The following is a 22,838-nucleotide window of genomic DNA, read 5'->3' on the forward strand; positions in this document are numbered from 1 at the left end:
TTTTGACCTTTTATTACTGTCACTGTCATTTACACGGCAATAGCGCGGCTGTCGCACGACGCTCTATGGTGGGCGGGATAGCGATCTGACACTGCTTCTTCCCGCCCCAAACGACGCTTAGCAGCTCCTGAGGATTAACCCCTGCCAGCCATCCCTGCCCGCCTTCCATAATCATGGATACGCTTACGCCATCGTCGTTAATCACCTCAGCGCCGAACGGCGGATAGGTGCCATCAGCCAGCCGAATAATGCCCATCATTTTTTCGCCCTTCGCCATGCCAAAGGTCTGATAGCCAATGGCGCCTTCGGTCAGCGTGGCGGTGCTGATAGCTTTTGCTGGTTCGATGGATTCCGACATCGCATCCACGTCGACTCGGGTGTCAAAGCTGTTGTAGCTCACGATGTCCGGAATAACGGCGATGCCGAAATTATTGGTTCTTGATTTACCGTCATTAAGCGGAACGTCGCCGATACCGTTGGTATTCACCATAACGCGGGCCGTATTGAGCGTCGCACCGCTGTTGTGGAGCGCCGCGCCGTGTCGGGTGGCGGTGAATCCGCCGCGCAGCGTGCTGCTCAGAGAGAGATAGTTATCCTGCTGATAACTGGCGTTACTGTTGATTTCGGCATACTGCGAGCGGCGCTGATAATAGCCATCGACGTTGGCATAACCGCTCTGGCTCGCTCCCGCACGCAACCGCCACAGGTTGTTATAGTCGCTGCTATCGGTATACGAGAGCATCGGGCTGGTTTTACCGTTATTGGTCTGCACGTCCAGGCCGCTCCATTTGCTATCACCAACCGGAATAGAAAGTGAGAGAGCAATAGAGTCGTCCTTCCGACCTTCATAATCAGAACGATAGGCCGAAATATTGGTGGTGATCCCTCGAATATTACCGACGTTAAACGAGCGTCCTAACGAAATGCCGTAGCGATCCTGGCTGCTTCTGTTCCAGTAATTCTGGTGGGTATAGGTCAGAAAGACGGTTGTCGCCTTACCTGGCTCATCGGCCCAGAAAGTTTTATTACCGGTGATGGTATAAACTTCTTTTTCACGGCCAAGGCTGTCGTACCCCTCATAACGCTCGTTGAGATACTGCGAGAAAGAACGGAAGTCCTCCTGCGAGAAGCGATATCCGGCGAAGGTAATTGAACTGTTATATTCGTCGAAGGTTTTCGCATAGCTCAGCTTAAACGAGGTTCCTTTCAGTCGCTTTTGGTTCGACTGCTGACTGTAAGATTCCGTGGCATCCAGCGAGAGCGCGCCGAAGACGCTGAGATCGCGACCGATACCGGCGGAAACCGCGGTATATTCGGCCCCTGCGCTCTGCAACCCGCCGTAGAGCGACCAGGCATTGGTGATCCCCCAGGAGAAATCACCGGAAGCGAAACCTGGCCCCTGAATTTTATGGCTATAGCGGGACGGCGCGCCGATAGCTACGTTGTAGCGCACGTAGCCTGGACGCGTAAGATAAGGAATATTGGCAGTGTTAACCTGGAATGTGGAAATGGAGCCGTCCTGCTCTTCCACCTGAACATCCAGCGTACCGCGCACCGAGCTCCGTAAATCCTGAATATTAAACGGCCCGGCAGGCACCGTCGTTTCATAAATGATGCGTCCGCTCTGCTTCACCGTCACCTTAGCGTTGGTCTTTGCCAGACCGCGGATTTCCGGCGCGTAGCCCTGCAGGTTTGGCGGCAGTTGACGCTCATCGCTGGCGAGATTCAGCCCGGTAAAACGAACGGTGTCGAAAACCTGCGAATCAAGATAGATCTCCCCTGCCGTCAGTTTTGCCGCCATCATCGGCAGCGGACGATAGGCGTAGAACTGATTCATATCGAAATCAAATTGATGCGTCGCGCTGTAGTAACTGGTCTGATATTCGCCGCGTACGCGCCAGCCGCCGAGGTTGAAGCCTGTCTGGCCATATCCGCTCAGGGTGCTGTAATCCTTGTGCATATCAAGCTGGCGGGTATATTGGCCGGTGAGGCTATAGTCGAGCAAAAATCCGCCGATCCCCTGGTCCCAGCGCTCAGGCGGCGTCCAGTTTGGATCGTTATATTTCATCCACGCTTGCGGAATGGTGATATCCAGCACCCCGGCGTAGTTACTGAGCGTGGCGCCCGGAAGGCTGAGGAGGTCATAACAATCGGCAAACGGCTGCGCGACCTTCTGCTGGGCTTCTTCTTTTAATGCCAATCTTGCAAGAATTTCGCCGTTAATGCAGGCCTGAGTATGCTTCTCGTCTTTGGAAGCCAGATAGCGAACCTTTTGCTGCCCTACAGCCTGACCATTTATTTTAATGTCTAATAAGTACTCGCCCGGTGGCACATAGTTGTCGGTGGCGAAACGCGTTAAATCGATATTGTCGCGGTCGGCGGCATCCAAGACGTCGGTGTTGAATTCCACATCAGTAGAGGCGCAAGCCACAGAAGCACAGCAGAAAAAAAGGATCTGAGAGAGGATTATTTTTATTTTTAGTTCTGCTGACATGACTATTCATCCCGAATCATTCAGTAAAATATCGTGCGCGACAAACAAGCTACAACAGCAATAGCTGGCTTATTTCTAGTTGTAATCCATAAAGAAACGAGTGACGGCGTAAAAATCTCCAGCCTTAATATGTTGCTGAACCGGAACCAACGAAGCGGTAAATTTCAGCGTATTATTCTCATCACTCAGAAGATACCCGGAAGAGGGTTCTCCAAAAGTTAAAATCTCCCCGTGGCGATCGCGAATCTGTATCCCAAAGCCTTTTCCCTCGCCATCCGGAATTAATACCGTCGGGTCTTGCGACGAAGCATTTCCGGTAAAGGTGATGGTGGCATAGGCACCGGGCGTTGATGGATTTTCGCTACCGAAAGAGGCGCAGCCGACTAAGCGCACCAAAAAAGGTCGGATCAGCTTACCTTCCTGGTCCATATTAATATCGCGAGCCGAGATATTACCGAAATCCACCCACAGTTCCCGCGAGTTGGGATCGATATCGCAGGCGGCAGCAACCAGCTCCCCCGAAAGCGCCAACTGTCCGGGCGTAAAATTAGTACTCAAAGCATGTCCGGAGAAGAGTAATACCGATACGAATAACGCCATCAGTCTCTTTTTCTCTGTATCCTTAACCATACTCAGAATTCCATATTATCTGGCACCCATTCCAATATCGCGGGGAGAAGTCTCCCCGCGAGCGATAATTCAAAATCGATTATTGATAATCGATAGTGAAGTTGATCGTTGACTGGAATGCACCCGCGGTAACGGTAGTGGTAGAACCGCTCGCAGCAGCTTCCGCTTTCAGGAAGGCCACGAAAGGAATGGTGTTGGTGCCATCAACCAGAGTGACCGGAGTCGTCTGCGCGCCCCAGGTCACAGTCTGGCTAGCGCTGTCTTTCAGGCCGATACCCGCGCCGGATGCGGTACCAGAAGTGAATGCAGCCAGAGTAGGATCGTTCGGGTTAACCGAAGTCGGGGTGTAGGAAACAACGGCGCTGCTAGCGATGGTGGTGTCGCAGTACTGCAGTTCGATGCTTTTAGCTTCAGTTGCCTGACCACCGCCCTGCAGCAGGGAAACTGGAACCTGACCAAAATCAACGGTTACCGGGCTGGACGACGGGGCCAAACCACAAGCAGTGTTCACCAGTTCACCCTGAAGCTCGATAACCCCGTTGGTTGTATCAGCAGCCAGAGCAGACATAGAGCCGAGAGCAGCAGTTAATGCCACAGCCATAGCAACTTTATTCAGTTTCATAGAAAATTCCTGCGTTATAAATTTTTATCCTAAAGAGTAAGGAGCTATAAAATTGCTGCGGTATATTCTCACAACAATCTGCAGCCCTCCGCATCACCGAAAAATCCGTTTCAATAATTAGACTATTAATTAATATTAATAATTTAATTAAATCCAGATCCCCTGGTCGGCAAAAATACTAACAAATCATTTTTGGGGTAAAAAGAAATACATTTAGCAGGGAATTAAAAAAAGATTTAACCTCGCGAACAATCCCGCGTCAGAAATTTAACTCGCAGAACACTGAGATATATCCTAAAAACAAATTACGCCAGGTAATTAATAAATTATAGATGCCGTGAATTCACCGTAAAATAATTTTAACATAGATCACAATTTTTTAACAAAGAAGTTATCAGCTCTTTCTGCGGGTCATACGTAGACACAACCGGAGAATCTTTCCGCACCACGCCGTTGCCGCTTCTTGTTTTCCTGGCCAGAAGACTCCGTTATCATGCGGCTCATGAGTCAATGAAAAGAAAAGCACAATTTCACGGGAACCAATGAGCCGCAGCGTGACGTCATGAAAACAATAAAATCCGCTAACTCATTAAAACTTAAGTAAATGGACATCAAAACTGATGAGTACACTAGAGAATCTTGACGCCCATACGCCCATGATGCAGCAGTATCTCAAGCTGAAAGCCCAGCATCCGGAGATCCTGCTGTTTTACCGGATGGGTGATTTTTACGAACTCTTCTATGACGATGCGAAACGGGCATCGCAGCTGCTTGATATCTCGCTGACCAAACGCGGCGCTTCCGCAGGCGAACCGATTCCGATGGCCGGGATCCCGCATCATGCGGTGGAGAACTATCTCGCCAAGCTGGTTAATCAGGGGGAGTCGGTGGCCATTTGTGAACAGATTGGCGATCCGGCGACCACTAAAGGGCCGGTTGAACGCAAAGTCGTTCGCATTGTGACCCCCGGAACTATCAGCGATGAAGCGTTGCTGCAGGAACGTCAGGATAATCTGCTGGCCGCCATCTGGCAGGATAGTAAAGGTTTTGGCTACGCCACCCTCGATATTAGCTCAGGACGTTTTCGCCTGAGCGAACCCGCTGACCGCGAGACAATGGCGGCGGAGCTCCAGCGCACCAACCCCGCCGAACTGCTGTACGCGGAAGACTTTGCCGAATCCTCGCTGATTGAGGGGCGCCGCGGCTTGCGCCGTCGTCCGCTGTGGGAATTCGAAATCGACACCGCGCGCCAGCAGCTCAATCTCCAGTTCGGTACGCGCGATCTGGTCGGATTCGGCGTTGAAAACGCCCCGCGCGGCCTGTGTGCCGCCGGCTGCCTGCTGCAATACGTCAAAGACACCCAGCGTACGTCATTGCCGCACATCCGTTCCATCACCATGGAACGCCAGCAGGACAGCATCATTATGGATGCCGCTACTCGCCGCAACCTGGAGATAACCCAGAACCTGGCCGGCGGCTTTGATAATACTCTGGCTTCGGTACTCGACTGCACCGTCACTCCGATGGGCAGCCGTATGCTTAAGCGCTGGCTGCATATGCCGGCGCGCGACACCGCAGTACTGGTAGAGCGCCAGCAGACCATTGGCGCGCTGCAGGAGCATTACACTGAACTGCAGCCGATACTCCGTCAGGTTGGCGACCTTGAACGTATACTGGCTCGCCTGGCGCTGCGCACCGCTCGTCCACGAGATTTAGCCCGCATGCGTCACGCATTCCAGCAGCTGCCTGCGCTGCGTGCGATGCTGGCAGACGTCGACTGCGCGCCGGTACAGCGGCTTCGCGAGAAAATGGGCGAGTTTAACGAACTACGCGACCTGCTTGAACGGGCGATTATCGATGCGCCGCCGGTGCTGGTTCGCGACGGCGGCGTTATCGCCCCCGGCTACAACGCGGAGCTGGATGAGTGGCGTGGTCTGGCCGATGGCGCGACCGATTACCTCGACAAGCTGGAAATTCGCGAGCGCGAGCGTCTGGGGCTGGATACGCTGAAGGTCGGCTACAACGCCGTTCACGGCTACTACATCCAGATTAGCCGCGGTCAGAGCCAGCATGCGCCGATCCATTACGTCCGTCGCCAGACCCTTAAGAACGCCGAGCGCTATATTATTCCTGAGCTGAAGGAGTATGAAGATAAGGTTCTGACCTCCAAGGGGAAAGCGCTGGCGCTGGAAAAGCAGCTGTACGATGAGCTTTTCGAATTACTGCTACCGCATCTTGGCGACCTGCAGCAGAGCGCCAGCGCGCTGGCGGAGCTCGATGTGCTGGTGAACCTTGCCGAGCGCGCCGAGACCCTCAACTACTGCTGCCCGACCTTCAGCGATAAACCGGGCATTCGTATTAGCGAAGGCCGCCATCCGGTGGTTGAGCAGGTACTGAAAGAGCCCTTTATCGCTAACCCGCTGCACCTCGCTCCGCAGCGGAGAATGTTGATTATCACCGGCCCGAATATGGGCGGTAAAAGTACCTATATGCGTCAGACCGCGCTGATCGCCCTGCTGGCGTATATCGGCAGCTACGTTCCGGCGGATAAAGTCGAAATCGGCCCTATCGATCGTATTTTCACCCGTGTCGGTGCGGCGGATGACCTGGCCAGCGGCCGCTCAACCTTTATGGTAGAGATGACCGAAACCGCCAATATTCTGCATAACGCCACCGAGCATAGTCTGGTGCTGATGGATGAAATCGGTCGTGGCACCTCGACCTACGATGGCCTGTCGCTGGCGTGGGCCTGCGCGGAAAATCTGGCGAATAAGATCAAGGCCTTGACCCTGTTTGCCACCCACTACTTCGAGCTAACCCAGCTGCCGGAGAAAATGGAAGGCGTGGCCAACGTCCATCTTGATGCGCTGGAGCACGGCGATACCATTGCCTTTATGCACAGCGTGCAGGATGGTGCGGCGAGTAAGAGCTATGGCCTGGCGGTTGCCGCGCTGGCCGGTGTGCCGAAAGAGGTGATTAAACGCGCGCGGCAGAAGCTGCGCGAACTGGAGAGCATCGCGCCGAGCGCTGCCGCCACGCAGGTGGACGGTACCCAGATGTCGCTGCTTTCTGCTCCGGAAGAGACCTCTCCCGCGGTTGAAGCGCTGGAGAATCTTGACCCGGACTCGCTGACTCCGCGCCAGGCGCTGGAGTGGATCTATCGTCTGAAAAGACTGGTGTAGTTCCCTTTTAAAGGGAAAAAACGGCAGCACTCTGCGGTGCTGCCGTTTTAACAAATGCAAACTGGGTGCGAGAGGATGCATCCTGACAACCAATACGCGGGGTCTCCCCCCGCGCTGATGCTACTTCTTCGATTCGTAAGCGAGAACAGCTTTAAACTCCATACTACGCTCTTTAATACTGAGTTCGCACAGCGAGCTGCGCACCAAAAGCGTAAATCCCAGTACCGTAATACACAGTACGACGATTGCCACAAGGGCATATTTTGTCAGCATGTCTTGCCTCCCTGCAAAGAAGAGACTAACATCTGAATTGTTCAGGTTCATCCGTCAGCCTCAGTTGATAGAAATATCTCCTGGGGCTTTCGTCTATCTGAATCCTTGTCAATGCTCAAAGCCAGATAGCCTCAAGCACCCGCCGCTATTCTATATTTCCCCGGCCGCGAAACTTATCGGTAATTTATCAAACCCGTTGATTTTATTATCAACTGGAAGAAGGCTCGCAAACGTATCTGCTCTATCAACCATTTTGACATTTGAAAGATTAATTAATAAATATTTTGCATTGATTAACCAAGCAAATAAAAAAGGCCCGACTGAGCGGGCCCGTTTATTTTATCGTTTATCTTCCGCCAGCAGCGGCGGAATACTCGGTACCATCGGCGATTCATCAATATCCTTCTGCGTCATGCGAAACGCTTCCGGATAATGTTCGCGGCTGGTGCGGCGTAGCGGTTCAGTATCGCGCCAGGTATAGAAACAGTGCTGGCACTGAAATACCGTCCAGACATCTTTTACCGGCGATTTTGCCAGCACTTCAATATGTTCATCGGCGCAACGTGGACAAATCATCTTTTCCTCCTTATTTACGGTTGGCCAGCATGGCGGTCAGTTTTTCAGCCCAGGCTTTGGTTTCAGGAAGATCCTGTACCGGCTGGCTGTAGTGGCCGCGGAGATCCGGCGCAACCGGCGTGGTGGCGTCGATAATTAATTTGTCGGTAATTCCCGCCGGGCTGGAGCCGGGATCAAGCTCAAGTACCGACATATTCGGCAACTGCACCAGGTCCCCCGCCGGGTTGACCTTTGAAGAGAGCGCCCACATCACCTGCGGCAGGTTGAACGGATCCACATCTTCATCAACCATAATCACCATCTTCACGTAGCCCAGGCCGTGCGGGGTGGTCATCGCGCGCAGGCCAACCGCGCGGGCAAAGCCGCCGTAGCGTTTTTTGGTGGAGATAATCGCCAGCAGGCCGTGGGTGTACATTGCGTTGACCGCCTGCACTTCGGGGAATTCGGCCTTCAGTTGCTGATACAGCGGCACGCAGGTGGCCGGGCCCATCAGGTAGTCAATTTCGGTCCACGGCATACCAAGATAGAGCGACTCGAAAATCGGCTTGCTACGGTATGAAACCTTATCGATACGCACCACCGTCATATTACGGCCGCCAGAATAGTGGCCGGTAAATTCACCGAACGGACCTTCGATTTCACGCTTGCGGCTCTCAATCACCCCTTCGAGGATGACCTCTGAGCCCCACGGCACGTCAAAGCCGGTCAGCGGCGCGGTGGCGATAGGGTACGGGCTTTCCCGCAGCGCGCCCGCCATCTCATATTCCGACTGATCGTATTTCAATGGCGTAGCGCCCATCAGAGTAATAATCGGATCGTTGCCCAGGGTAATGGCGATCGGCAGATCTTCACCGCGCTCTTCCGCTTTGTGCAGATGTAAGGCGATATCATGCATGGGCACCGGCTGGAGGCCGAGCTTACGTTTACCCTTCACCTCCATACGGTAAATGCCGACGTTTTGCTTGCCAAAATTATCCGGGTCGAGGGGATCGCGCGAAACCACGCAGGCTTTATCGAGATAAAAACCACCGTCGCCGTCGTTAAGACGGAACAAGGGCAGAATATCAAACAGATTAATGTCTTCACCGTCGACGCTATTTTCCGCCCACGCCGGATTTGCCCGCCGCTCCGGCGTTACCGGAAACTTATCCCAACGGCGAATAAACTCGTCGATCTGCTTTTTCACCGGCGTATTCGGCGGCAAGCCCAGCGAGATAGCGTGGTTCTGCCAGGAACCGATAGTATTCATTGCTACGCGAGCATCGGTAAATCCGCGAATATTATCGAACCAAAGCGCCGGCGCGCCATCGCCGATGCGTCCGGTGGCGTTCGCCGCGGCGGCCAGATCCGGTTCCGCGTTAACCTCTTCGCTAATTTTCAGCAGTTGCCCCTGGTCGTCCAGCGCCTGCAAAAAGCTGCGCAAATCATCAAAAGCCATTATTCATTCTCCTGTGAAACATTCTCTACCGCCCGTAACCCGCTCCAGCGGCGCGCTTTGTGATACTCCAGACCGAACTGATCCAGCACTCGCGTGACAACGTGGTCCGTGACGTCCTCAATGGTTTTAGGATGGTTGTAATAAGCGGGCATGGGCGGCACCATTGCCACCCCCATGCGTGACAGGGCCAGCATGTTTTCCAGATGGATGGTGCTTAACGGCATTTCGCGCGGTACCAGTACCAGCTTACGCCCCTCTTTCAGCACCACGTCCGCGGCCCGGCCAACCAGCCCCTCGGCATAACCGGCACGAATACCCGCCAGCGTTTTCATACTGCAGGGAATAACAATCATGCCGTCGGTGCGAAATGAACCTGATGAGATGACGGCGGCCTGATCCGCCGGGCTATGGGAGAAATCGGCCAGTGCGGCGACTTCACGGGCGCTGTAAGGCGTTTCCAGCTCAATGGTCGTTTTGGCCCACTTTGACATCACCAGATGCGTTTCCACTTCCGGCATCTCACGCAGCGCTTTAAGCAGCGCAACCCCCAACGGAGCGCCTGTCGCTCCGGTCATCCCAACAATTAGCTTCATCATCGCCTCATACTTTGTTCGTATACGAACGTTTTTATTAAAGCTACTCTTGTAGGGCTATCCATGCAAGTTCGTTCGTATACGGCCGCATTTTTAATCAAAAAAGGAAAAATGCTAAATCCCCGTGCGAACGGCTATCATAGAATCGACGGTTTGATTACGGAGTTGTCATGGAGTTAAGAAACGAGGCGTTCCACCTGTTGCGCCAGCTTTTTCAGCAGCACACCGCTCGCTGGCAGCACGAACTGCCGGACCTGACCAAACCGCAGTATGCGGTAATGCGTTCAATTGCCGAGCATCCCGGCATCGAACAGGTGACGTTAACGGAAGCGGCGGTCAGCACCAAAGCGACGCTGGCGGAAATGCTGAGCCGTATGGAAAGCCGGGGGTTGGTTCGTCGCGAACACGATCCGGCGGACAAACGCCGGCGGTTTGTCTATTTAACCGCCGAAGGCGAAGCGCTTCTGGCAAGCTCTATGCCGCTGGGTAACGCCGTTGATGAAGAGTTTTTAGGCCGTCTCAGTGATGAAGAGCGCCGCCAGTTTTCGCAACTCATCCATAAGCTGATGGCGCAAGAGCGCTAACCCAAACGCTCGCGGAGAAAATCAATAAACGCCCGAACCCTGGCGGGAACATGCTGCGCGTCCGGATAAACCGCATACACTCCCTGAGACGGGAAGCGGAATTCCGGCATAATCCGCACGAGGGCGTTATCCGCCAGCGCAGCGGCCGCCAGCCATTCGGGGAGCAGCGCGACGCCGCTCCCGGCCAGCGCAAAAGCCATCAGCGCGCTGGCGCTATCCGCCGATATCCGTGGCGCCTTTTTAATTTCAAAGGGGATACACCGTTCCTGCAGCCCGCTGAGCTGCCAGCGCAGCGGCGTCGTCAGACGTTCATGAATAATCCACGCGGAATGGGCCAGATCCTCTAGCGTCTTCACCGGGTGCTGCGCCAGCCACGCCGGGGAGGCGACCGCTACGATGGCAAAGCGCGAGATCAGCGCTGCGCGGTAACGTGAATCCGCCAGCGTCCCGAGACGAATCGCCACATCAACACGATCTGAGATTAAATCCGCGTGGTGAGAAGAAGAAACGTGCCGCACGCGGAGCGCTGGATGCGGCAGGCTGAACGCCGCCAGCGCCGGAACAATCACCTGAGCACCATATTCTGCCGTGGTCGCGACCCGCAGTTCGCCGCTCAATCCCACATGGCTGCCCCGGACGTCGTCCTGCAGATTTTCCGCTGCCTTCAGCAGCGCGAGGCCACGCTGATAAAACAGCGACCCGGCTTCAGTCAGCGTAAGCCGTCGGGTCGATCGCAACAGCAGCGTAACGCCCAGCTCGCTCTCCAGCTGCCTGACGTTAAAACTGACCACGGCCTTGGTTTGCCCGAGGGCCGCCGCCGCCGCGGTAAAACTGCCGCTTTCCACCACCGCCACAAACATGGTCATCCGCTGCAGGTTCAGCATCATATCGCTCATTGTCAAAAAATTTCAGACAGTATATATCCGAATGTCGCGTTTATTCGCCCTGATGCTGAGGTTTACAGTAGCGGCCTTCATGGGGAGAGTATTCAATGACGTATCGCAACAAGGTCGCAACCCTTTTTCTGCTGGGTTTCTTTCTCGACTTAATCAATATGTTTATCGCCAGCGTCGCTTTTCCGGCGATGAGCCGGACGCTGCACGCGTCGCCAGGCGAACTGGCGTGGGTCAGCAATGGCTATATTGCAGGACTCACCCTGGTGCTGCCGTTTAGCGCCAGGCTCAGCCAGCGGTTTGGCGCCCGACGGGTGTTTCTGCTTTCGCTCAGCCTGTTTAGCATCGGCGCGCTGGCAACAGGGATGGCCGACTCATTGCTAAATCTGGTTCTGTGGCGCGTCCTGCAGGGAATGGGCGGTGGACTGTTGATTCCAATAGGTCAGGCATTAACCTGGCAGCAGTTTAAGACTCACGAGCGGGCAAAGCTCTCTGCCGCGGTGATGCTGGTCGGGCTGCTGGCGCCGGCGTGCTCCCCGGCGCTGGGAGGTCTTCTGGTGCAATTACTTAGCTGGCGCTGGGTCTTCCTTGCCAGCCTGCCGATAGCCCTTCTGACGTTAGCGCTGGCAGCGTTGTGGCTAAAAGAAGAGAGAAGCGTTGTGCGAGCGGGAGGTTTATTACCGCTCGCTTTACTGCGTGACCCGCTGCTGCGTTTTTCTATGCTGGTGTATCTCTGCGTGCCGGGGACGTTTATCGGAATTAACGTCGTCGGGATGTTTTATTTGCAAAGCGTAACGGGGTTGTCACCCTCCGCTATCGGCGCCCTGATGCTGCCCTGGTCACTGGCCTCTTTCGTGGCGATCGTCACGACCGGTCGCTATTTTAATCGTCTCGGCCCCCGCCCTCTGATTACGGCCGGCTGCCTGCTTCAGGCCGCCGGGATCGTCGCGCTGGCCAGCGTTAATTCACCAACCGCCAGCAGCACGCTGATCGCGGCATTGTCTTAATGGGCGCAGGCGGCAGTCTGTGCAGCAGTACGGCCCAAAGCAGCGCGTTTCTTAATGTGGCTAACTGCGATATGCCGGACGCCAGCGCGCTGTGGAATCTCAATCGTCAACTGAGTTTCCTGATTGGCGCTGCGCTGCTGGCGGGGTTATTGAGCGCATTTTTGCTTTACTGGCCAGCACCGCAGGCCTGGCGTGGCGTGTTTATCGCCGCCGCTATTTTTACGCTGCTGCCGCTGCTGCGCTGCCTTACATTTAATAACCGGGCGATAATCATGCGCCTGCACGGTAAAACGGAGAACAAATGAGTCGCTATATTGAAGAAGTCATTGCCGCCCATGTGGCCATTGAAGCCTGGCTGAATCAGGGAACTGGCAGCATCGAAGGGTTAATGCAGCGCTTCAGCGCGGAATTTACCATGATCCCGATTAACGGGACACGCATGGACCAGCAGGCGGTCAGCGCTTTTTTTCAAGGGGCACGCGCCAGCCGCCCCGGCTTAAAAATCGTCATTGATAGCGCCGCGATGCTTGCCGAATGGCACGATGGGGCCGCGGTGATATATCGGGAAACGCACGTTTTACCCGGCAAAGCTGATACAGCGCGCTGGTCAACGGCGCTTTTCCGCCAGCAGGAGGGGCAGATAAGCTGGCTGCATCTCCACGAAACGGCCCGGATATAGAGAGCAGACGCTGAAAAAGAAAAAGGCCCAATCGAAAAACGATTGAGCCTTTTTAACGAAAGGTGTCTTACTCGCGGAACAGCGCTTCGATGTTCAGCCCCTGGCTTTGCAGAATCTCCCGCAGACGGCGGAGACCTTCAACCTGGATCTGACGCACGCGTTCGCGGGTCAGGCCAATTTCACGGCCAACATCCTCAAGCGTCGCGGCTTCATACCCCAGCAGGCCAAAGCGACGAGCCAGCACTTCACGCTGCTTGGCGTTCAGTTCGAACAGCCATTTGACGATGCTTTGTTTCATATCATCGTCCTGCGTGGTGTCTTCCGGGCCGTTGTCTTTTTCATCGGCCAGGATGTCCAGCAGCGCTTTTTCCGAGTCGCCACCCAGCGGAGTATCCACTGAGGTAATGCGCTCGTTCAGACGCAACATGCGGCTTACGTCATCAACTGGCTTATCCAGCTGTTCGGCTATCTCTTCGGCGCTCGGCTCGTGGTCCAGCTTGTGGGACAACTCGCGCGCAGTACGCAGATAGACGTTCAGCTCTTTGACGATGTGGATAGGTAAACGAATGGTACGGGTTTGGTTCATAATTGCCCGTTCAATCGTTTGGCGAATCCACCAGGTCGCGTAAGTTGAAAAACGGAACCCACGTTCCGGGTCAAACTTCTCAACTGCGCGAATCAGCCCCAGGTTACCTTCTTCAATCAGGTCCAGCAGAGCCAGACCACGATTGCCGTAACGGCGGGCAATCTTGACAACCAGACGCAGGTTACTTTCGATCATCCGGCGGCGTGACGCAACGTCACCACGCAGCGCGCGACGGGCAAAATAAACCTCTTCTTCGGCAGTCAGCAGTGGGGAATAACCAATCTCTCCGAGATAAAGCTGCGTCGCATCAAGCACCCGTTGGGTTGCTCCCTGCGAAAGAAGCTCTTCCTCAGCCAGATCGCTATCACTGGGTTCCTCTTCAACTAAGGCTTTCTCGTCAAAAACCTCGACTCCGTTCTCATCAAATTCCGCGTCTTCATTTAAATCATGAACTTTCAGCGTATTCTGACTCATAAAGATGGCTCCTACCCGTGATCCCTGAGCAAAGCACTTTGGCTAAATATCACTCGAAGGACGCCCGGACGATAACCTTTATGCCCCGTTAAAGAAGACATCGTTGCCGCCCTGGCGCCTTTCTTAGCAATACTGAGCTATCCGTACTTTGCCAAATTATCGCTGCGGTAAATACTGCAGCGGGTTGACGGATTTCCCCTTGTAACGAATTTCAAAATGCAATCGTGTCGAACTAGTACCTGTGCTACCCATGGTAGCGATCTTCTGCCCCGCCTTGATATCTTGTTGCTCTTTTACCAGCATCGTATCGTTATGGGCGTAGGCGCTCAGGTAATCATCGTTATGTTTGATGATAATAAGATTACCGTAACCGCGCAGTGCGTTACCGGCATAGACGACGCGCCCATCTGCGGTCGCGACAATAGCCTGTCCTTTACTGCCTGCAATATCAATACCTTTATTGCCACCTTCGGCCCCACTAAAGTTCTCGATAACCTTGCCATCAGTCGGCCAGCGCCATGAAGAGATCGGCGAACTGGTAGACGTACTGCTTGCAGTCGATTGGGTGGTGCTGACAGCTGGAGCCGTAACTGGCGCGACGGTTGTCGTCGTCGCGGGCTTGTTGTTCGGCAACATCTTATTAGCACTCTGTTCACCTGAAGATTCAGAATACGTAATAGTTGGTTGTGACGCAACTACCGCGGTGGATTTTTGTGCAGAATTTGCGCTCAACATTCCACCATTACTGGCCTTCACGCTCGCCTGGGCAACAGGATTATCACCGGTAATCGGCTGGCCGGATGCATTGCCAACCTGCAACGTCTGACCGACGTTCAAAGCGTACGGTGCCGGGATATTATTGCGCTGCGCCAGGTCGCGGAAATCGTTCCCGGTAACCCACGCAATGTAGAATAGCGTGTCGCCGCGTTTAACAGTATAGGTGCTGCCGCCGGTATAGCTACCTTTCGGAATATCCCCATACTTACGGTTGTAGACGATTTTGCCGTTTACCGTTTGCACAGGCTCCTGAGCCATCGGCTGGATCTGCACAGGCTGCGTCTGTACCGGCTGAGTTTGTACCGGACGAGCCTGCGGCGCGGTATTGGTCGGAGGCGTGATCAGCATCCCGGAATTGGTGCCCGAAGACGAAGCCCCGCCAGCCGTGCTGACCGGCGCAGGCGGATTGTTGGAACTGCTGCAGCCTGCCAGCCAGAGTGACACCAGTGACAAAGCCGCAATGCGGCTTAAGGTAAATTTTGGGCTTCCCGCGCTCATTTATCCCCCAGGAATATGTTAACTACCAATATCTTGCTCACCGGACGGTGCCCGGCCAGGACACGAAAAATGCGTCCACCCTATGCCTAAATGCAGGCAAAAAAACCTGGAATAATCCGGTTCAGGCCAGCTCCCCTTTAACGAGGGGAACAAAGCGCACGGCCTCGACGGTATCAATGACAAACTCATTGCCGCGTCGACGGATGCGCTTTAAAAACTGGTGCTCTTCGCCTACCGGCAGCACCAGCACGCCGCCATCGTCTAATTGCGCCAGCAGTGCGGCCGGGATTTCCGGCGGCGCTGCGGTCACGATAATCGCGTCAAACGGCGCGCGTGCCTGCCAACCCTGCCATCCATCTCCGTGACGGGTTGAAACATTATGTAAATCAAGTTGTTTCAGACGACGGCGCGCGTGCCACTGCAGGCTCTTAATACGCTCGACCGAGCAAACGTGGTGCACGAGGTGCGCCAGAATTGCCGTCTGATAACCAGAGCCGGTGCCGATTTCCAGCACCCTTGACTCCGGCGTAAGCGTCAGAAGCTCGGTCATCCTCGCCACCATATAGGGCTGCGAAATAGTTTGCCCCTGGCCAATCGGCAATGCCGTGTTTTCCCACGCCTTATGTTCAAAGGCTTCATCAACAAACTTTTCTCGCGGCACCTGCGCGATAGCGTCCAGCACGCGCTCGTCGACAATGCCCTGAGTGCGAAGCTGATTGAGAAGACTTTCAACACGTTTGCTTACCATTGTGTATCAACCCCAACGCGATCGAGCCAGCCGCTAACCACCTCATGCGCGCTGTGGGCGGTTAAATCGACATGGAGCGGCGTGACCGAGACATAGCCTTCATCCACCGCGGCAAAGTCGGTATCCGGACCGGCGTCGTACTTTTCCCCCGGAGGACCGATCCAGTACAGCGTATTGCCGCGCGGATCTTTCTGCGGAATGACCTGATCGGAAGGATGGCGGCTGCCGCAGCGGGTAACGCGTATACCTTTTATCTGATCAAGCGGAAGATCTGGCACGTTGATATTGAGAATGCGTCCGGTACGCAGCAGTTCGCGGCTTAATGCCCGGAGAATCGAGCTGGTGACCGCAGCGGCGGTCTCATAGTGTTGGTAGCCGTTTAGCGAAACGGCCAGCGCCGGAAAGCCCAGATGACGGCCTTCCATGGCGGCGGCAACGGTGCCGGAATAGATGACGTCGTCGCCAAGGTTGGGCCCGGCGTTAATGCCGGAGACCACAATATCCGGACGCGGCCGCATCAGGGCGTTGACGCCGAGGTAGACACAGTCCGTCGGCGTGCCCATCTGCACGGCGATATCGCCGTTGTCGAAAGTGAAAGTGCGTAGCGAAGACTCCAGCGTCAGGGAATTCGACGCCCCACTGCGGTTACGATCGGGTGCAACTATCTGAACCTCAGCGAATTCCCGTAAGGCCTTCGCCAGGGTCTGAATGCCCGGCGCGTGGATCCCGTCATCGTTACTCAGCAATATTCGCATAGTCACCCGTTGTATTGATAAGCTCCCTTACTACGCTGGTGGCGAAGCTGCCTGCGGGCAGCCAGAAACGCAGTTCAACGGTAACGTCATCCCACCAGTTCCAGCTCATCTGCTGGGGATAAAGCAGCATCGCCCGGCGGGCGGCCTCTACTTTTTCACGCACCAGCAGCGTCTGTAGCTGCGTCTCTTCAACGACGGACGCCTGTTCGGCGGCCAGCGCGTCCCGCTGGCTGCCCCAGTCGCCGCTGCCTACAAGCGCAGCGGTAATCATCAGTTCGCGATTATTTACCCGCGCCTGGAGCTCCGTCAGTTCTTCAGAAGTCGCAACGAACCAGCTTCCGCGCCCCGCTAATTGTAGCGCATCGCCATCAACAACCTGATTAAATTCCGGTTTTTTTAATCTAATACCAACCTGTTGATTAAACAATGCGCTGCGGGCCGCCGACAACCAAAAACTGCGTTTATTGCGATCGCGCACCGGCGCGCCGCTCTCGGCCCAGCGCAGCGCCCCCAGCAGGTTACTGCCGCCGATACCGAAGCGCTGGGCGCCAAAATAGTTGGGTACGCCATGCTCAGCAATCGCCTGTAAACGCGTTTCGACATCGTCGCGATCGCTGATTTCGCGCAGCACCAGCGTAAACTGGTTCCCCTTCAGCGCCCCGAGGCGCAGCTTGCGCTTATGGCGCGCGTACTCTAGTACCTGACAGCCTTCAAGCTGGAATTTGCTCAGGTCGGGCATCTCTTTGCCCGGCACTCGGGCGCACAGCCACTGTTCAGTCACCGCATGTTTGTCTTTCTGCCCGGCAAAGCTCACTTCGCGCGCATGAATTTTAAGGAATTTGGCCAACGCGTCAGCGACAAAACGGGTATTGCAGCCGTTTTTCAGAATACGCACCAGCACATGTTCGCCTTCGCCATCGGGCGCAAAGCCGAGATCCTCAACCACCACAAAGTCTTCCGGATTGGCTTTTAGCAGCCCCTGGCTCAGCGGTTTTCCATGCAGATAAGTGAGTTCGTCAAAAGCGATCATTTCTCCGCCTTACGCAGCAGCGCCACCGCTTCACAGGCGATGCCTTCGCCACGGCCGGTAAAGCCCAGCTTTTCAGTGGTGGTGGCTTTGACGTTTACATCGTCCATATGGCAGCCGAGGTCTTCAGCAATAAAGATGCGCATCTGGGGAATATGCGGCAGCATTTTCGGCGCCTGGGCGATGATAGTGACGTCAACGTTGCCAAGGGTAAAGCCTTTTGCCTGGATGCGCCGCCACGCTTCGCGCAGCAGTTCGCGGCTATCGGCCCCCTTAAAGGCCGGGTCGGTATCCGGGAACAGCTTGCCGATATCGCCCAGTGCCGCCGCGCCCAACAGCGCATCGGTCAGCGCGTGCAGCGCGACGTCGCCGTCGGAATGCGCCAGCAGCCCTTTTTCATAAGGTACGCGCACGCCGCCGATGATGATGGGGCCTTCACCGCCAAAAGCGTGTACGTCAAAACCGTGTCCAATTCGCATTAAGCCTTCTCCTGGTGTCGGGAACGGGTAAGGTAAAATTCGGCCAGCGCCAGGTCTTCCGGGCGCGTCACTTTAATATTATCAGCTCGTCCGGCGACCAGCTCAGGATGAAAGCCGCAGTACTCCAGCGCCGAGGCTTCATCGGTGATGGTCGCCCCTTCATTAAGCGCCCGCGTCAGGCAATCAACAAGCAGTTCGCGAGGGAAAAATTGTGGCGTCAGCGCATGCCATAAATCGTTGCGTTCGACGGTATGGGCAATAGCCGCCCTGCCCGGCTCCGCTCGTTTCATGGTATCGCGAACCGGAGCGGCCAGAATGCCGCCCGTTCGGCTGGTCTCACAGAGTTGAAGCAGGCGGCTGAGATCGTCCTGGTGCAGGCAGGGGCGCGCGGCATCGTGTACCAGCACCCAATCGGCCTCGCTAAGAGCCTTCAGGCCCGCAAGGACGGAGTCCGCACGTTCTGTACCGCCATCAACAACGGTGATCTGAGGATGATTCGCCAACGGCAGCTGGCTAAAGCGCTCGTCTCCCGGGCTGACGGCAATCACCACCCGCTGTATACGCGAGTTTGCCAACAGCGCGGCGACCGCGTGTTCGAGAATCGTTTTGTTACCGATAGAGAGATATTGTTTCGGGCATTCCGTTTGCATGCGGCGGCCAAAACCGGCTGCCGGCACCACGGCGCAAACGCCCGGAAAAGTGGCTGCCATGTTGTAATCCTGGGCCTGTTTATCGATTATTCTGCTGTTGCCCCGCGGCCTGGTTGCGTTTCGACGCATCCGGCACCAGACGATAAAACGTTTCGCCCGGGCGGGTCATACTGAGTTCATTGCGCGCGCGCTCTTCGATAGCTTCCTGGCCGCCGTTGAGATCGTCAATTTCGGCGAACAGCTGATCGTTGCGTGCTTTTAATTTAGCGTTAGTTGCCTGCTGCGCGGAGACATCGTCATTAACCCGGCTATAGTCATGCAGACCATTTTTGCCGAACCACAGCGAGTACTGTAGCCAGACCAGCAAAGCCAATAACAGCAGCGTTAGTTTACCCATCCTGCCCCCTGAAAAACGGCATCATCATCCCATAACTCGCCCGAGTTCTCTACTCTGGCGCGCGGACGACGCCGCGTAACGCGGGGACTGTACCACATTTTTACCGTTGATACCCAGGCCAGATTCATTCGTGAAAAGACTACCCCAGTAGCCAGAGGAACAGCAGACCGAACATCAGCCCGACGGTCAGAATCGTCGCGCAGACGCTGTACTGAAGTTTGCCGTCCAGCAGCGAATGCAGCGCGATGCCAACCACAACGGCAACCGGCATCAGCGCCAGGAAGAACGGCCAGGTGTAGAGGAGAAAAAATAGCGTGTTACTGCCATAGATCAGGAAGGGAATACCCAGCGCCAGCAGCCATGAAATAAAGCCCACGGCCGCACCCGACAGAGACCACGTGGTCTCGTCGCTGGCGGCCGGCGGCGGTTCTGAACGAATAATACTGAGGTTCTGGGTATTGCGCATATCGAATCCTGTTGACCTGGCGACCGGCATCATTCGCTGATGCCGCCGCCGTTTCAGGATCTGATAATATCGCTCTGTCGTAGCAGGTCTAATAGTTGGTGCACCAAATTTGTTACCAATTGTTCACCGTCGAGGTGAATTTCTGCCCTCTTCGGGGATTCATACACTGAATCGATCCCGGTAAAGTTGCGCAATTCCCCGGCCCGCGCCTTCTTGTACAGGCCCTTCGGATCCCGCGCTTCGCAGATCGCTAACGGCGTATCGACAAACACTTCGATAAAGCGCCCTTCCCCTATACGTTCGCGCACCATTTGTCGCTCTGCACGATGCGGAGATATAAACGCCGTCAATACAACCAGCCCGGCATCGACCATCAGCTTCGCCACTTCCCCCACGCGGCGAATGTTTTCTTTGCGGTCGTCGTCGCTGAAGCCAAGATCGCTGCACAGGCCGTGACGCACATTATCGCCATCCAGTAACCAGGTGCTCACGCCGAGCCGATGCAGCTCCTCTTCCAGCGCGCCGGCAATGGTTGATTTTCCCGAACCGGAAAGTCCCGTAAACCAGACCACTGCGCCTTTATGCCCATGCAGCGCTTCTCGATCTTTACGTGTTACCTTATGGTCATGCCAGACGACGTTTTCGTCATGTCGGGCCATTACTTGCCTCCCAGCAGGTCGCGAGCGTCCCAGTGCGGGAAGTGCTTGCGAATAAGCTGGTTCAGCTCAAGCTCAAACGCGCTGTACTGTGAAGCGCTCACCTGAACCCGTTCATGGGGTTCATGAACCATACCTGCGCCAACGGTGACGTTGGTCAAACGGTCGATAAAGATCAGGCCCCCGGTAACCGGGTTATCCTGGTATTTATCCAGCACCAGCGGCTCGTCAAAAGTGAGATCGATCAGCCCGATGCCGTTCAGGGGCAGCGTTTCCACTTCGCGCTGGGTCAGGTTGTTGATATCCACCTGGTAGCGAACGCTATCAACGCGGGCGCGAGTTTTCTTACCGGCGATTTTAATGTCGTAGCTTTGGCCCGGGGTCAGCGCCTGCTCCGCCATCCATACCACATCGATGCTGGCGCTTTGTACTGCGGGCAGAGAAACCGCCGCATCGACCAGCAGATCGCCACGGCTGATATCAATTTCATCCTTCAGCACGAGGGTGATCGCTTCCCCGGCCGCCGCTTCTGGCAGATCGCCGTCGAAGGTGACGATGCGCGCAACGGTGGATTCCACTCCGGACGGGAGCACCTTAAGACGCTGCCCTACCCTCACGCTACCGGAGGCCACCGTCCCGGAAAAACCGCGGAAGTCGAGGTTCGGGCGGTTTACGTACTGTACCGGGAAGCGCAACGGCTGGCTTTCCACCACGCGCTGAATCTCAACGGTTTCCAGCACTTCCAGCAGCGTCGGACCGCTGTACCACGGCATTTTCTCACTCTGGCTGGCGACGTTGTCCCCTTCCAGGGCAGAAAGCGGAACAAAGCGAATGTCGAGATCGCCAGGCAGCTGCTCCGCAAAGGTCAGATACGCTTCGCGGATGGTGTTGAAAGTCTCTTCGCTAAACTCGACGAGATCCATTTTGTTCACCGCCACCACCAGGTGTTTGATCCCCAGCAGTGTCGAAATAAAGCTGTGACGACGGGTTTGATCGAGCACGCCTTTGCGGGCGTCGATCAGCAGGATCGCCAGTTCGCAGGTTGATGCACCGGTCGCCATATTACGGGTGTACTGCTCGTGCCCCGGCGTATCGGCGATAATAAACTTGCGCTTCTCGGTAGAGAAATAGCGATAGGCGACGTCGATGGTGATGCCCTGCTCGCGCTCGGCCTGCAGGCCATCCACCAGCAGCGCCAGATCCAATTTTTCGCCCTGCGTACCGTGACGTTTGCTGTCATTATGCAGAGATGAGAGCTGATCTTCGTAAATCTGTCGGGTATCGTGCAGCAATCGACCAATCAGCGTGCTTTTACCGTCATCAACGCTGCCGCAGGTCAGAAAGCGCAGCAGGCTTTTGTGCTGCTGGGCGTGCAGATAGGCTTCTACGCCGCCTTCATCAGCAATTTGTTGTGCAATCGTAGTGTTCATGGCGGCTCCTTAGAAATAACCCTGACGTTTCTTCAGCTCCATGGAGCCTGCCTGGTCGCGGTCAATCACGCGCCCCTGTCGTTCGCTGGTGGTCGACACCAGCATCTCTTCGATGATCTCCGGCAGCGTTTGCGCATTGGACTCCACCGCGCCGGTCAGCGGCCAGCAGCCAAGGGTACGGAAGCGCACCATCTGTTTTTTGATCATCTCGCCGGGCTGCAGATTAATGCGATCGTCATCGATCATCATCAGCATCCCGTCGCGCTCCAGCACCGGACGCTCTGCCGCCAGGTACAGCGGAACAATTTCAATATTTTCCAGATAGATGTACTGCCAGATATCCAGCTCGGTCCAGTTGGAGAGCGGGAACACGCGGATGCTTTCCCCCTTGTTAATCTGGCCGTTATAGTTGTGCCACAGTTCCGGGCGCTGGTTTTTTGGGTCCCAGCGATGGAAGCGGTCGCGGAAGGAGTAAATACGCTCCTTGGCGCGAGATTTCTCTTCATCGCGACGCGCGCCGCCGAACGCGGCATCGAAGCCGTATTTGTTCAGCGCCTGCTTAAGGCCTTCGGTTTTCATGATATCGGTATGTTTGGCACTGCCGTGAACGAACGGGTTAATCCCCATCGCCACCCCTTCCGGATTTTTATGCACCAGTAGTTCGCAGCCGTAGGCTTTAGCGGTACGGTCGCGGAACTCGTACATTTCGCGGAATTTCCAGCCGGTATCAACGTGCAGCAGCGGGAACGGCAGAGTTCCTGGATAAAACGCTTTACGCGCCAGATGCAGCATTACGCTGGAGTCTTTACCGATGGAGTACATCATCACCGGGTTAGAGAATTCGGCGGCCACCTCACGAATAATATGGATGCTTTCCGCCTCCAGTTGCCGCAGGTGAGTAAGTCGTTTTTGGTCCATAACCGT

Annotated in this window: 24 protein-coding genes and 1 pseudogene; 5 read left to right on the top strand and 20 right to left on the bottom strand. The window is 55.4% G+C overall.

Features of this window, described 5'->3' with window-relative positions; all coding sequences use genetic code 11:
- Positions 1 to 25: 25 nt before the first annotated feature.
- The 3 genes from IAE27_RS14290 to IAE27_RS14300 form a co-directional block, all read right to left on the bottom strand.
- Complete coding sequence (locus IAE27_RS14290) at positions 26 to 2,494, bottom strand: fimbria/pilus outer membrane usher protein (RefSeq protein ID WP_004104940.1); 2,469 nt, start codon at positions 2,492 to 2,494, stop codon at positions 26 to 28.
- A gap of 75 nt (positions 2,495 to 2,569) precedes the next feature.
- A complete protein-coding gene (locus IAE27_RS14295) occupies positions 2,570 to 3,124 on the bottom strand; it encodes a fimbrial protein (protein ID WP_004104942.1) in 555 nt (184 codons plus the stop codon).
- Between the two features lie 79 nt (positions 3,125 to 3,203).
- A complete protein-coding gene (locus IAE27_RS14300) occupies positions 3,204 to 3,746 on the bottom strand; it encodes a fimbrial protein (RefSeq protein WP_004104944.1) in 543 nt (180 codons plus the stop codon).
- A 620-nt stretch (positions 3,747 to 4,366) separates the two neighbouring features.
- On the opposite strand from IAE27_RS14300, the gene mutS reads away from it, so the two are divergent.
- Complete coding sequence (gene mutS, locus IAE27_RS14305) at positions 4,367 to 6,928, top strand: DNA mismatch repair protein MutS (protein WP_200092583.1); 2,562 nt, start codon at positions 4,367 to 4,369, stop codon at positions 6,926 to 6,928.
- A gap of 120 nt (positions 6,929 to 7,048) precedes the next feature.
- Here mutS and IAE27_RS14310 read toward each other — a convergent pair whose 3' ends face one another.
- The 4 genes from IAE27_RS14310 to IAE27_RS14325 form a co-directional block, all read right to left on the bottom strand.
- A complete protein-coding gene (locus IAE27_RS14310) occupies positions 7,049 to 7,201 on the bottom strand; it encodes a Hok/Gef family protein (RefSeq protein WP_009651623.1) in 153 nt (50 codons plus the stop codon).
- A 339-nt stretch (positions 7,202 to 7,540) separates the two neighbouring features.
- Positions 7,541 to 7,777 (bottom strand): non-oxidative hydroxyarylic acid decarboxylases subunit D, encoded by a 237-nt coding sequence (locus tag IAE27_RS14315; protein ID WP_004104951.1) that lies wholly within the window; start codon positions 7,775 to 7,777, stop codon positions 7,541 to 7,543.
- Positions 7,778 to 7,787: 10 nt separating this feature from the next.
- Entirely contained in the window at positions 7,788 to 9,215 is a 1,428-nt protein-coding gene (locus tag IAE27_RS14320; protein ID WP_004114871.1) for a non-oxidative hydroxyarylic acid decarboxylases subunit C, read from the bottom strand.
- On the bottom strand, positions 9,215 to 9,808 hold the full coding sequence (locus IAE27_RS14325; RefSeq protein ID WP_004104955.1) for a non-oxidative hydroxyarylic acid decarboxylases subunit B: 594 nt from the start codon (positions 9,806 to 9,808) through the stop codon (positions 9,215 to 9,217). Before IAE27_RS14325 ends, IAE27_RS14320 begins: the two co-directional genes overlap by 1 nt.
- Before the next feature lie 170 nt (positions 9,809 to 9,978).
- On the opposite strand from IAE27_RS14325, the gene IAE27_RS14330 reads away from it, so the two are divergent.
- Entirely contained in the window at positions 9,979 to 10,392 is a 414-nt protein-coding gene (locus tag IAE27_RS14330) for a MarR family winged helix-turn-helix transcriptional regulator (protein WP_004104957.1), read from the top strand.
- Here IAE27_RS14330 and IAE27_RS14335 read toward each other — a convergent pair.
- A complete protein-coding gene (locus IAE27_RS14335; protein WP_135800279.1) occupies positions 10,389 to 11,276 on the bottom strand; it encodes a LysR family transcriptional regulator in 888 nt (295 codons plus the stop codon). The two genes, IAE27_RS14330 and IAE27_RS14335, sit on opposite strands and share 4 nt — an antisense overlap.
- Positions 11,277 to 11,383: 107 nt before the next feature.
- Here IAE27_RS14335 and IAE27_RS14340 point away from each other — a divergent pair.
- Positions 11,384 to 12,597: pseudogene (locus tag IAE27_RS14340) on the top strand (MFS transporter).
- The gene (locus tag IAE27_RS14345) at positions 12,594 to 12,971 is read left to right on the top strand and encodes a DUF4440 domain-containing protein (RefSeq protein WP_135800251.1); all 378 of its coding nucleotides are present in this window, start codon (positions 12,594 to 12,596) and stop codon (positions 12,969 to 12,971) included. The pseudogene IAE27_RS14340 and the gene IAE27_RS14345 overlap by 4 nt, the downstream one beginning before the upstream one ends.
- A 67-nt stretch (positions 12,972 to 13,038) precedes the next feature.
- On the opposite strand, the gene rpoS is transcribed toward IAE27_RS14345, so the two are convergent.
- Entirely contained in the window at positions 13,039 to 14,031 is a 993-nt protein-coding gene (rpoS, locus tag IAE27_RS14350; RefSeq protein WP_004104962.1) for an RNA polymerase sigma factor RpoS, read from the bottom strand.
- A 156-nt stretch (positions 14,032 to 14,187) separates the two neighbouring features.
- Positions 14,188 to 15,252, bottom strand: a complete 1,065-nt coding sequence (gene nlpD, locus IAE27_RS14355; RefSeq protein ID WP_230133338.1) for a murein hydrolase activator NlpD — start codon at positions 15,250 to 15,252, stop codon at positions 14,188 to 14,190.
- Here nlpD and IAE27_RS29930 point away from each other — a divergent pair.
- Positions 15,194 to 15,328, top strand: coding sequence for a peptidase (locus IAE27_RS29930; RefSeq protein ID WP_224226457.1), 135 nt, complete (start codon positions 15,194 to 15,196; stop codon positions 15,326 to 15,328). The two genes, nlpD and IAE27_RS29930, sit on opposite strands and share 59 nt — an antisense overlap.
- A 99-nt stretch (positions 15,329 to 15,427) precedes the next feature.
- Here the strand turns inward: IAE27_RS29930 and IAE27_RS14360 are convergent, their stop codons facing one another.
- The 10 genes from IAE27_RS14360 to cysD all read right to left on the bottom strand — a co-directional run bounded on the left by IAE27_RS14360 (position 15,428) and on the right by cysD (position 22,832).
- On the bottom strand, positions 15,428 to 16,054 hold the full coding sequence (locus IAE27_RS14360) for a protein-L-isoaspartate(D-aspartate) O-methyltransferase (protein WP_004104966.1): 627 nt from the start codon (positions 16,052 to 16,054) through the stop codon (positions 15,428 to 15,430).
- Positions 16,048 to 16,809, bottom strand: a complete 762-nt coding sequence (gene surE / locus IAE27_RS14365; protein ID WP_200092585.1) for a 5'/3'-nucleotidase SurE — start codon at positions 16,807 to 16,809, stop codon at positions 16,048 to 16,050. Before surE ends, IAE27_RS14360 begins: the two co-directional genes overlap by 7 nt.
- Positions 16,790 to 17,839 (bottom strand): tRNA pseudouridine(13) synthase TruD, encoded by a 1,050-nt coding sequence (gene truD / locus IAE27_RS14370; protein WP_070555482.1) that lies wholly within the window; start codon positions 17,837 to 17,839, stop codon positions 16,790 to 16,792. Before truD ends, surE begins: the two co-directional genes overlap by 20 nt.
- Positions 17,836 to 18,315 carry a 2-C-methyl-D-erythritol 2,4-cyclodiphosphate synthase gene (ispF, locus tag IAE27_RS14375; RefSeq protein ID WP_004104972.1) on the bottom strand — a complete coding sequence of 160 codons (480 nt, stop codon included), beginning with the start codon at positions 18,313 to 18,315 and terminating at the stop codon, positions 17,836 to 17,838. The genes truD and ispF overlap by 4 nt, the downstream gene beginning before the upstream one ends.
- The gene (gene ispD, locus IAE27_RS14380) at positions 18,315 to 19,025 is read right to left on the bottom strand and encodes a 2-C-methyl-D-erythritol 4-phosphate cytidylyltransferase (RefSeq protein WP_004114882.1); all 711 of its coding nucleotides are present in this window, start codon (positions 19,023 to 19,025) and stop codon (positions 18,315 to 18,317) included. Before ispD ends, ispF begins: the two co-directional genes overlap by 1 nt.
- A 19-nt stretch (positions 19,026 to 19,044) precedes the next feature.
- Positions 19,045 to 19,362, bottom strand: coding sequence for a cell division protein FtsB (ftsB, locus tag IAE27_RS14385; protein WP_004104977.1), 318 nt, complete (start codon positions 19,360 to 19,362; stop codon positions 19,045 to 19,047).
- 139 nt (positions 19,363 to 19,501) lie between these two features.
- Positions 19,502 to 19,828 carry a DUF3561 family protein gene (locus IAE27_RS14390; RefSeq protein WP_004104978.1) on the bottom strand — a complete coding sequence of 109 codons (327 nt, stop codon included), beginning with the start codon at positions 19,826 to 19,828 and terminating at the stop codon, positions 19,502 to 19,504.
- A gap of 53 nt (positions 19,829 to 19,881) precedes the next feature.
- Positions 19,882 to 20,487, bottom strand: a complete 606-nt coding sequence (cysC, locus tag IAE27_RS14395) for an adenylyl-sulfate kinase (protein WP_004114883.1) — start codon at positions 20,485 to 20,487, stop codon at positions 19,882 to 19,884.
- Entirely contained in the window at positions 20,487 to 21,914 is a 1,428-nt protein-coding gene (gene cysN, locus IAE27_RS14400; RefSeq protein WP_070555479.1) for a sulfate adenylyltransferase subunit CysN, read from the bottom strand. Before cysN ends, cysC begins: the two co-directional genes overlap by 1 nt.
- A 9-nt stretch (positions 21,915 to 21,923) precedes the next feature.
- Positions 21,924 to 22,832, bottom strand: a complete 909-nt coding sequence (gene cysD / locus IAE27_RS14405; RefSeq protein WP_004104981.1) for a sulfate adenylyltransferase subunit CysD — start codon at positions 22,830 to 22,832, stop codon at positions 21,924 to 21,926.
- Between the last annotated feature and the right edge of the window lie 6 nt (positions 22,833 to 22,838).

Origin of the sequence: Klebsiella sp. S69 (assembly GCF_016516145.1) — a bacterium.
Taxonomy (GTDB): domain Bacteria; phylum Pseudomonadota; class Gammaproteobacteria; order Enterobacterales; family Enterobacteriaceae; genus Klebsiella; species Klebsiella oxytoca.

Coding starts and splice junctions, on each gene's coding strand:
- IAE27_RS14290 (WP_004104940.1), bottom strand. CDS start 2,494: ATGTCAGCAGAACTAAAAATAAAAATAATCCTCTCTCAGATCCTTTTT.
- IAE27_RS14295 (WP_004104942.1), bottom strand. CDS start 3,124: ATGGTTAAGGATACAGAGAAAAAGAGACTGATGGCGTTATTCGTATCG.
- IAE27_RS14300 (WP_004104944.1), bottom strand. CDS start 3,746: ATGAAACTGAATAAAGTTGCTATGGCTGTGGCATTAACTGCTGCTCTC.
- mutS (WP_200092583.1), top strand. CDS start 4,367: ATGAGTACACTAGAGAATCTTGACGCCCATACGCCCATGATGCAGCAG.
- IAE27_RS14310 (WP_009651623.1), bottom strand. CDS start 7,201: ATGCTGACAAAATATGCCCTTGTGGCAATCGTCGTACTGTGTATTACG.
- IAE27_RS14315 (WP_004104951.1), bottom strand. CDS start 7,777: ATGATTTGTCCACGTTGCGCCGATGAACATATTGAAGTGCTGGCAAAA.
- IAE27_RS14320 (WP_004114871.1), bottom strand. CDS start 9,215: ATGGCTTTTGATGATTTGCGCAGCTTTTTGCAGGCGCTGGACGACCAG.
- IAE27_RS14325 (WP_004104955.1), bottom strand. CDS start 9,808: ATGAAGCTAATTGTTGGGATGACCGGAGCGACAGGCGCTCCGTTGGGG.
- IAE27_RS14330 (WP_004104957.1), top strand. CDS start 9,979: ATGGAGTTAAGAAACGAGGCGTTCCACCTGTTGCGCCAGCTTTTTCAG.
- IAE27_RS14335 (WP_135800279.1), bottom strand. CDS start 11,276: ATGCTGAACCTGCAGCGGATGACCATGTTTGTGGCGGTGGTGGAAAGC.
- IAE27_RS14345 (WP_135800251.1), top strand. CDS start 12,594: ATGAGTCGCTATATTGAAGAAGTCATTGCCGCCCATGTGGCCATTGAA.
- rpoS (WP_004104962.1), bottom strand. CDS start 14,031: ATGAGTCAGAATACGCTGAAAGTTCATGATTTAAATGAAGACGCGGAA.
- IAE27_RS14360 (WP_004104966.1), bottom strand. CDS start 16,054: ATGGTAAGCAAACGTGTTGAAAGTCTTCTCAATCAGCTTCGCACTCAG.
- surE (WP_200092585.1), bottom strand. CDS start 16,809: ATGCGAATATTGCTGAGTAACGATGACGGGATCCACGCGCCGGGCATT.
- truD (WP_070555482.1), bottom strand. CDS start 17,839: ATGATCGCTTTTGACGAACTCACTTATCTGCATGGAAAACCGCTGAGC.
- ispF (WP_004104972.1), bottom strand. CDS start 18,315: ATGCGAATTGGACACGGTTTTGACGTACACGCTTTTGGCGGTGAAGGC.
- ispD (WP_004114882.1), bottom strand. CDS start 19,025: ATGGCAGCCACTTTTCCGGGCGTTTGCGCCGTGGTGCCGGCAGCCGGT.
- ftsB (WP_004104977.1), bottom strand. CDS start 19,362: ATGGGTAAACTAACGCTGCTGTTATTGGCTTTGCTGGTCTGGCTACAG.
- IAE27_RS14390 (WP_004104978.1), bottom strand. CDS start 19,828: ATGCGCAATACCCAGAACCTCAGTATTATTCGTTCAGAACCGCCGCCG.
- cysC (WP_004114883.1), bottom strand. CDS start 20,487: ATGGCCCGACATGACGAAAACGTCGTCTGGCATGACCATAAGGTAACA.
- cysN (WP_070555479.1), bottom strand. CDS start 21,914: ATGAACACTACGATTGCACAACAAATTGCTGATGAAGGCGGCGTAGAA.
- cysD (WP_004104981.1), bottom strand. CDS start 22,832: ATGGACCAAAAACGACTTACTCACCTGCGGCAACTGGAGGCGGAAAGC.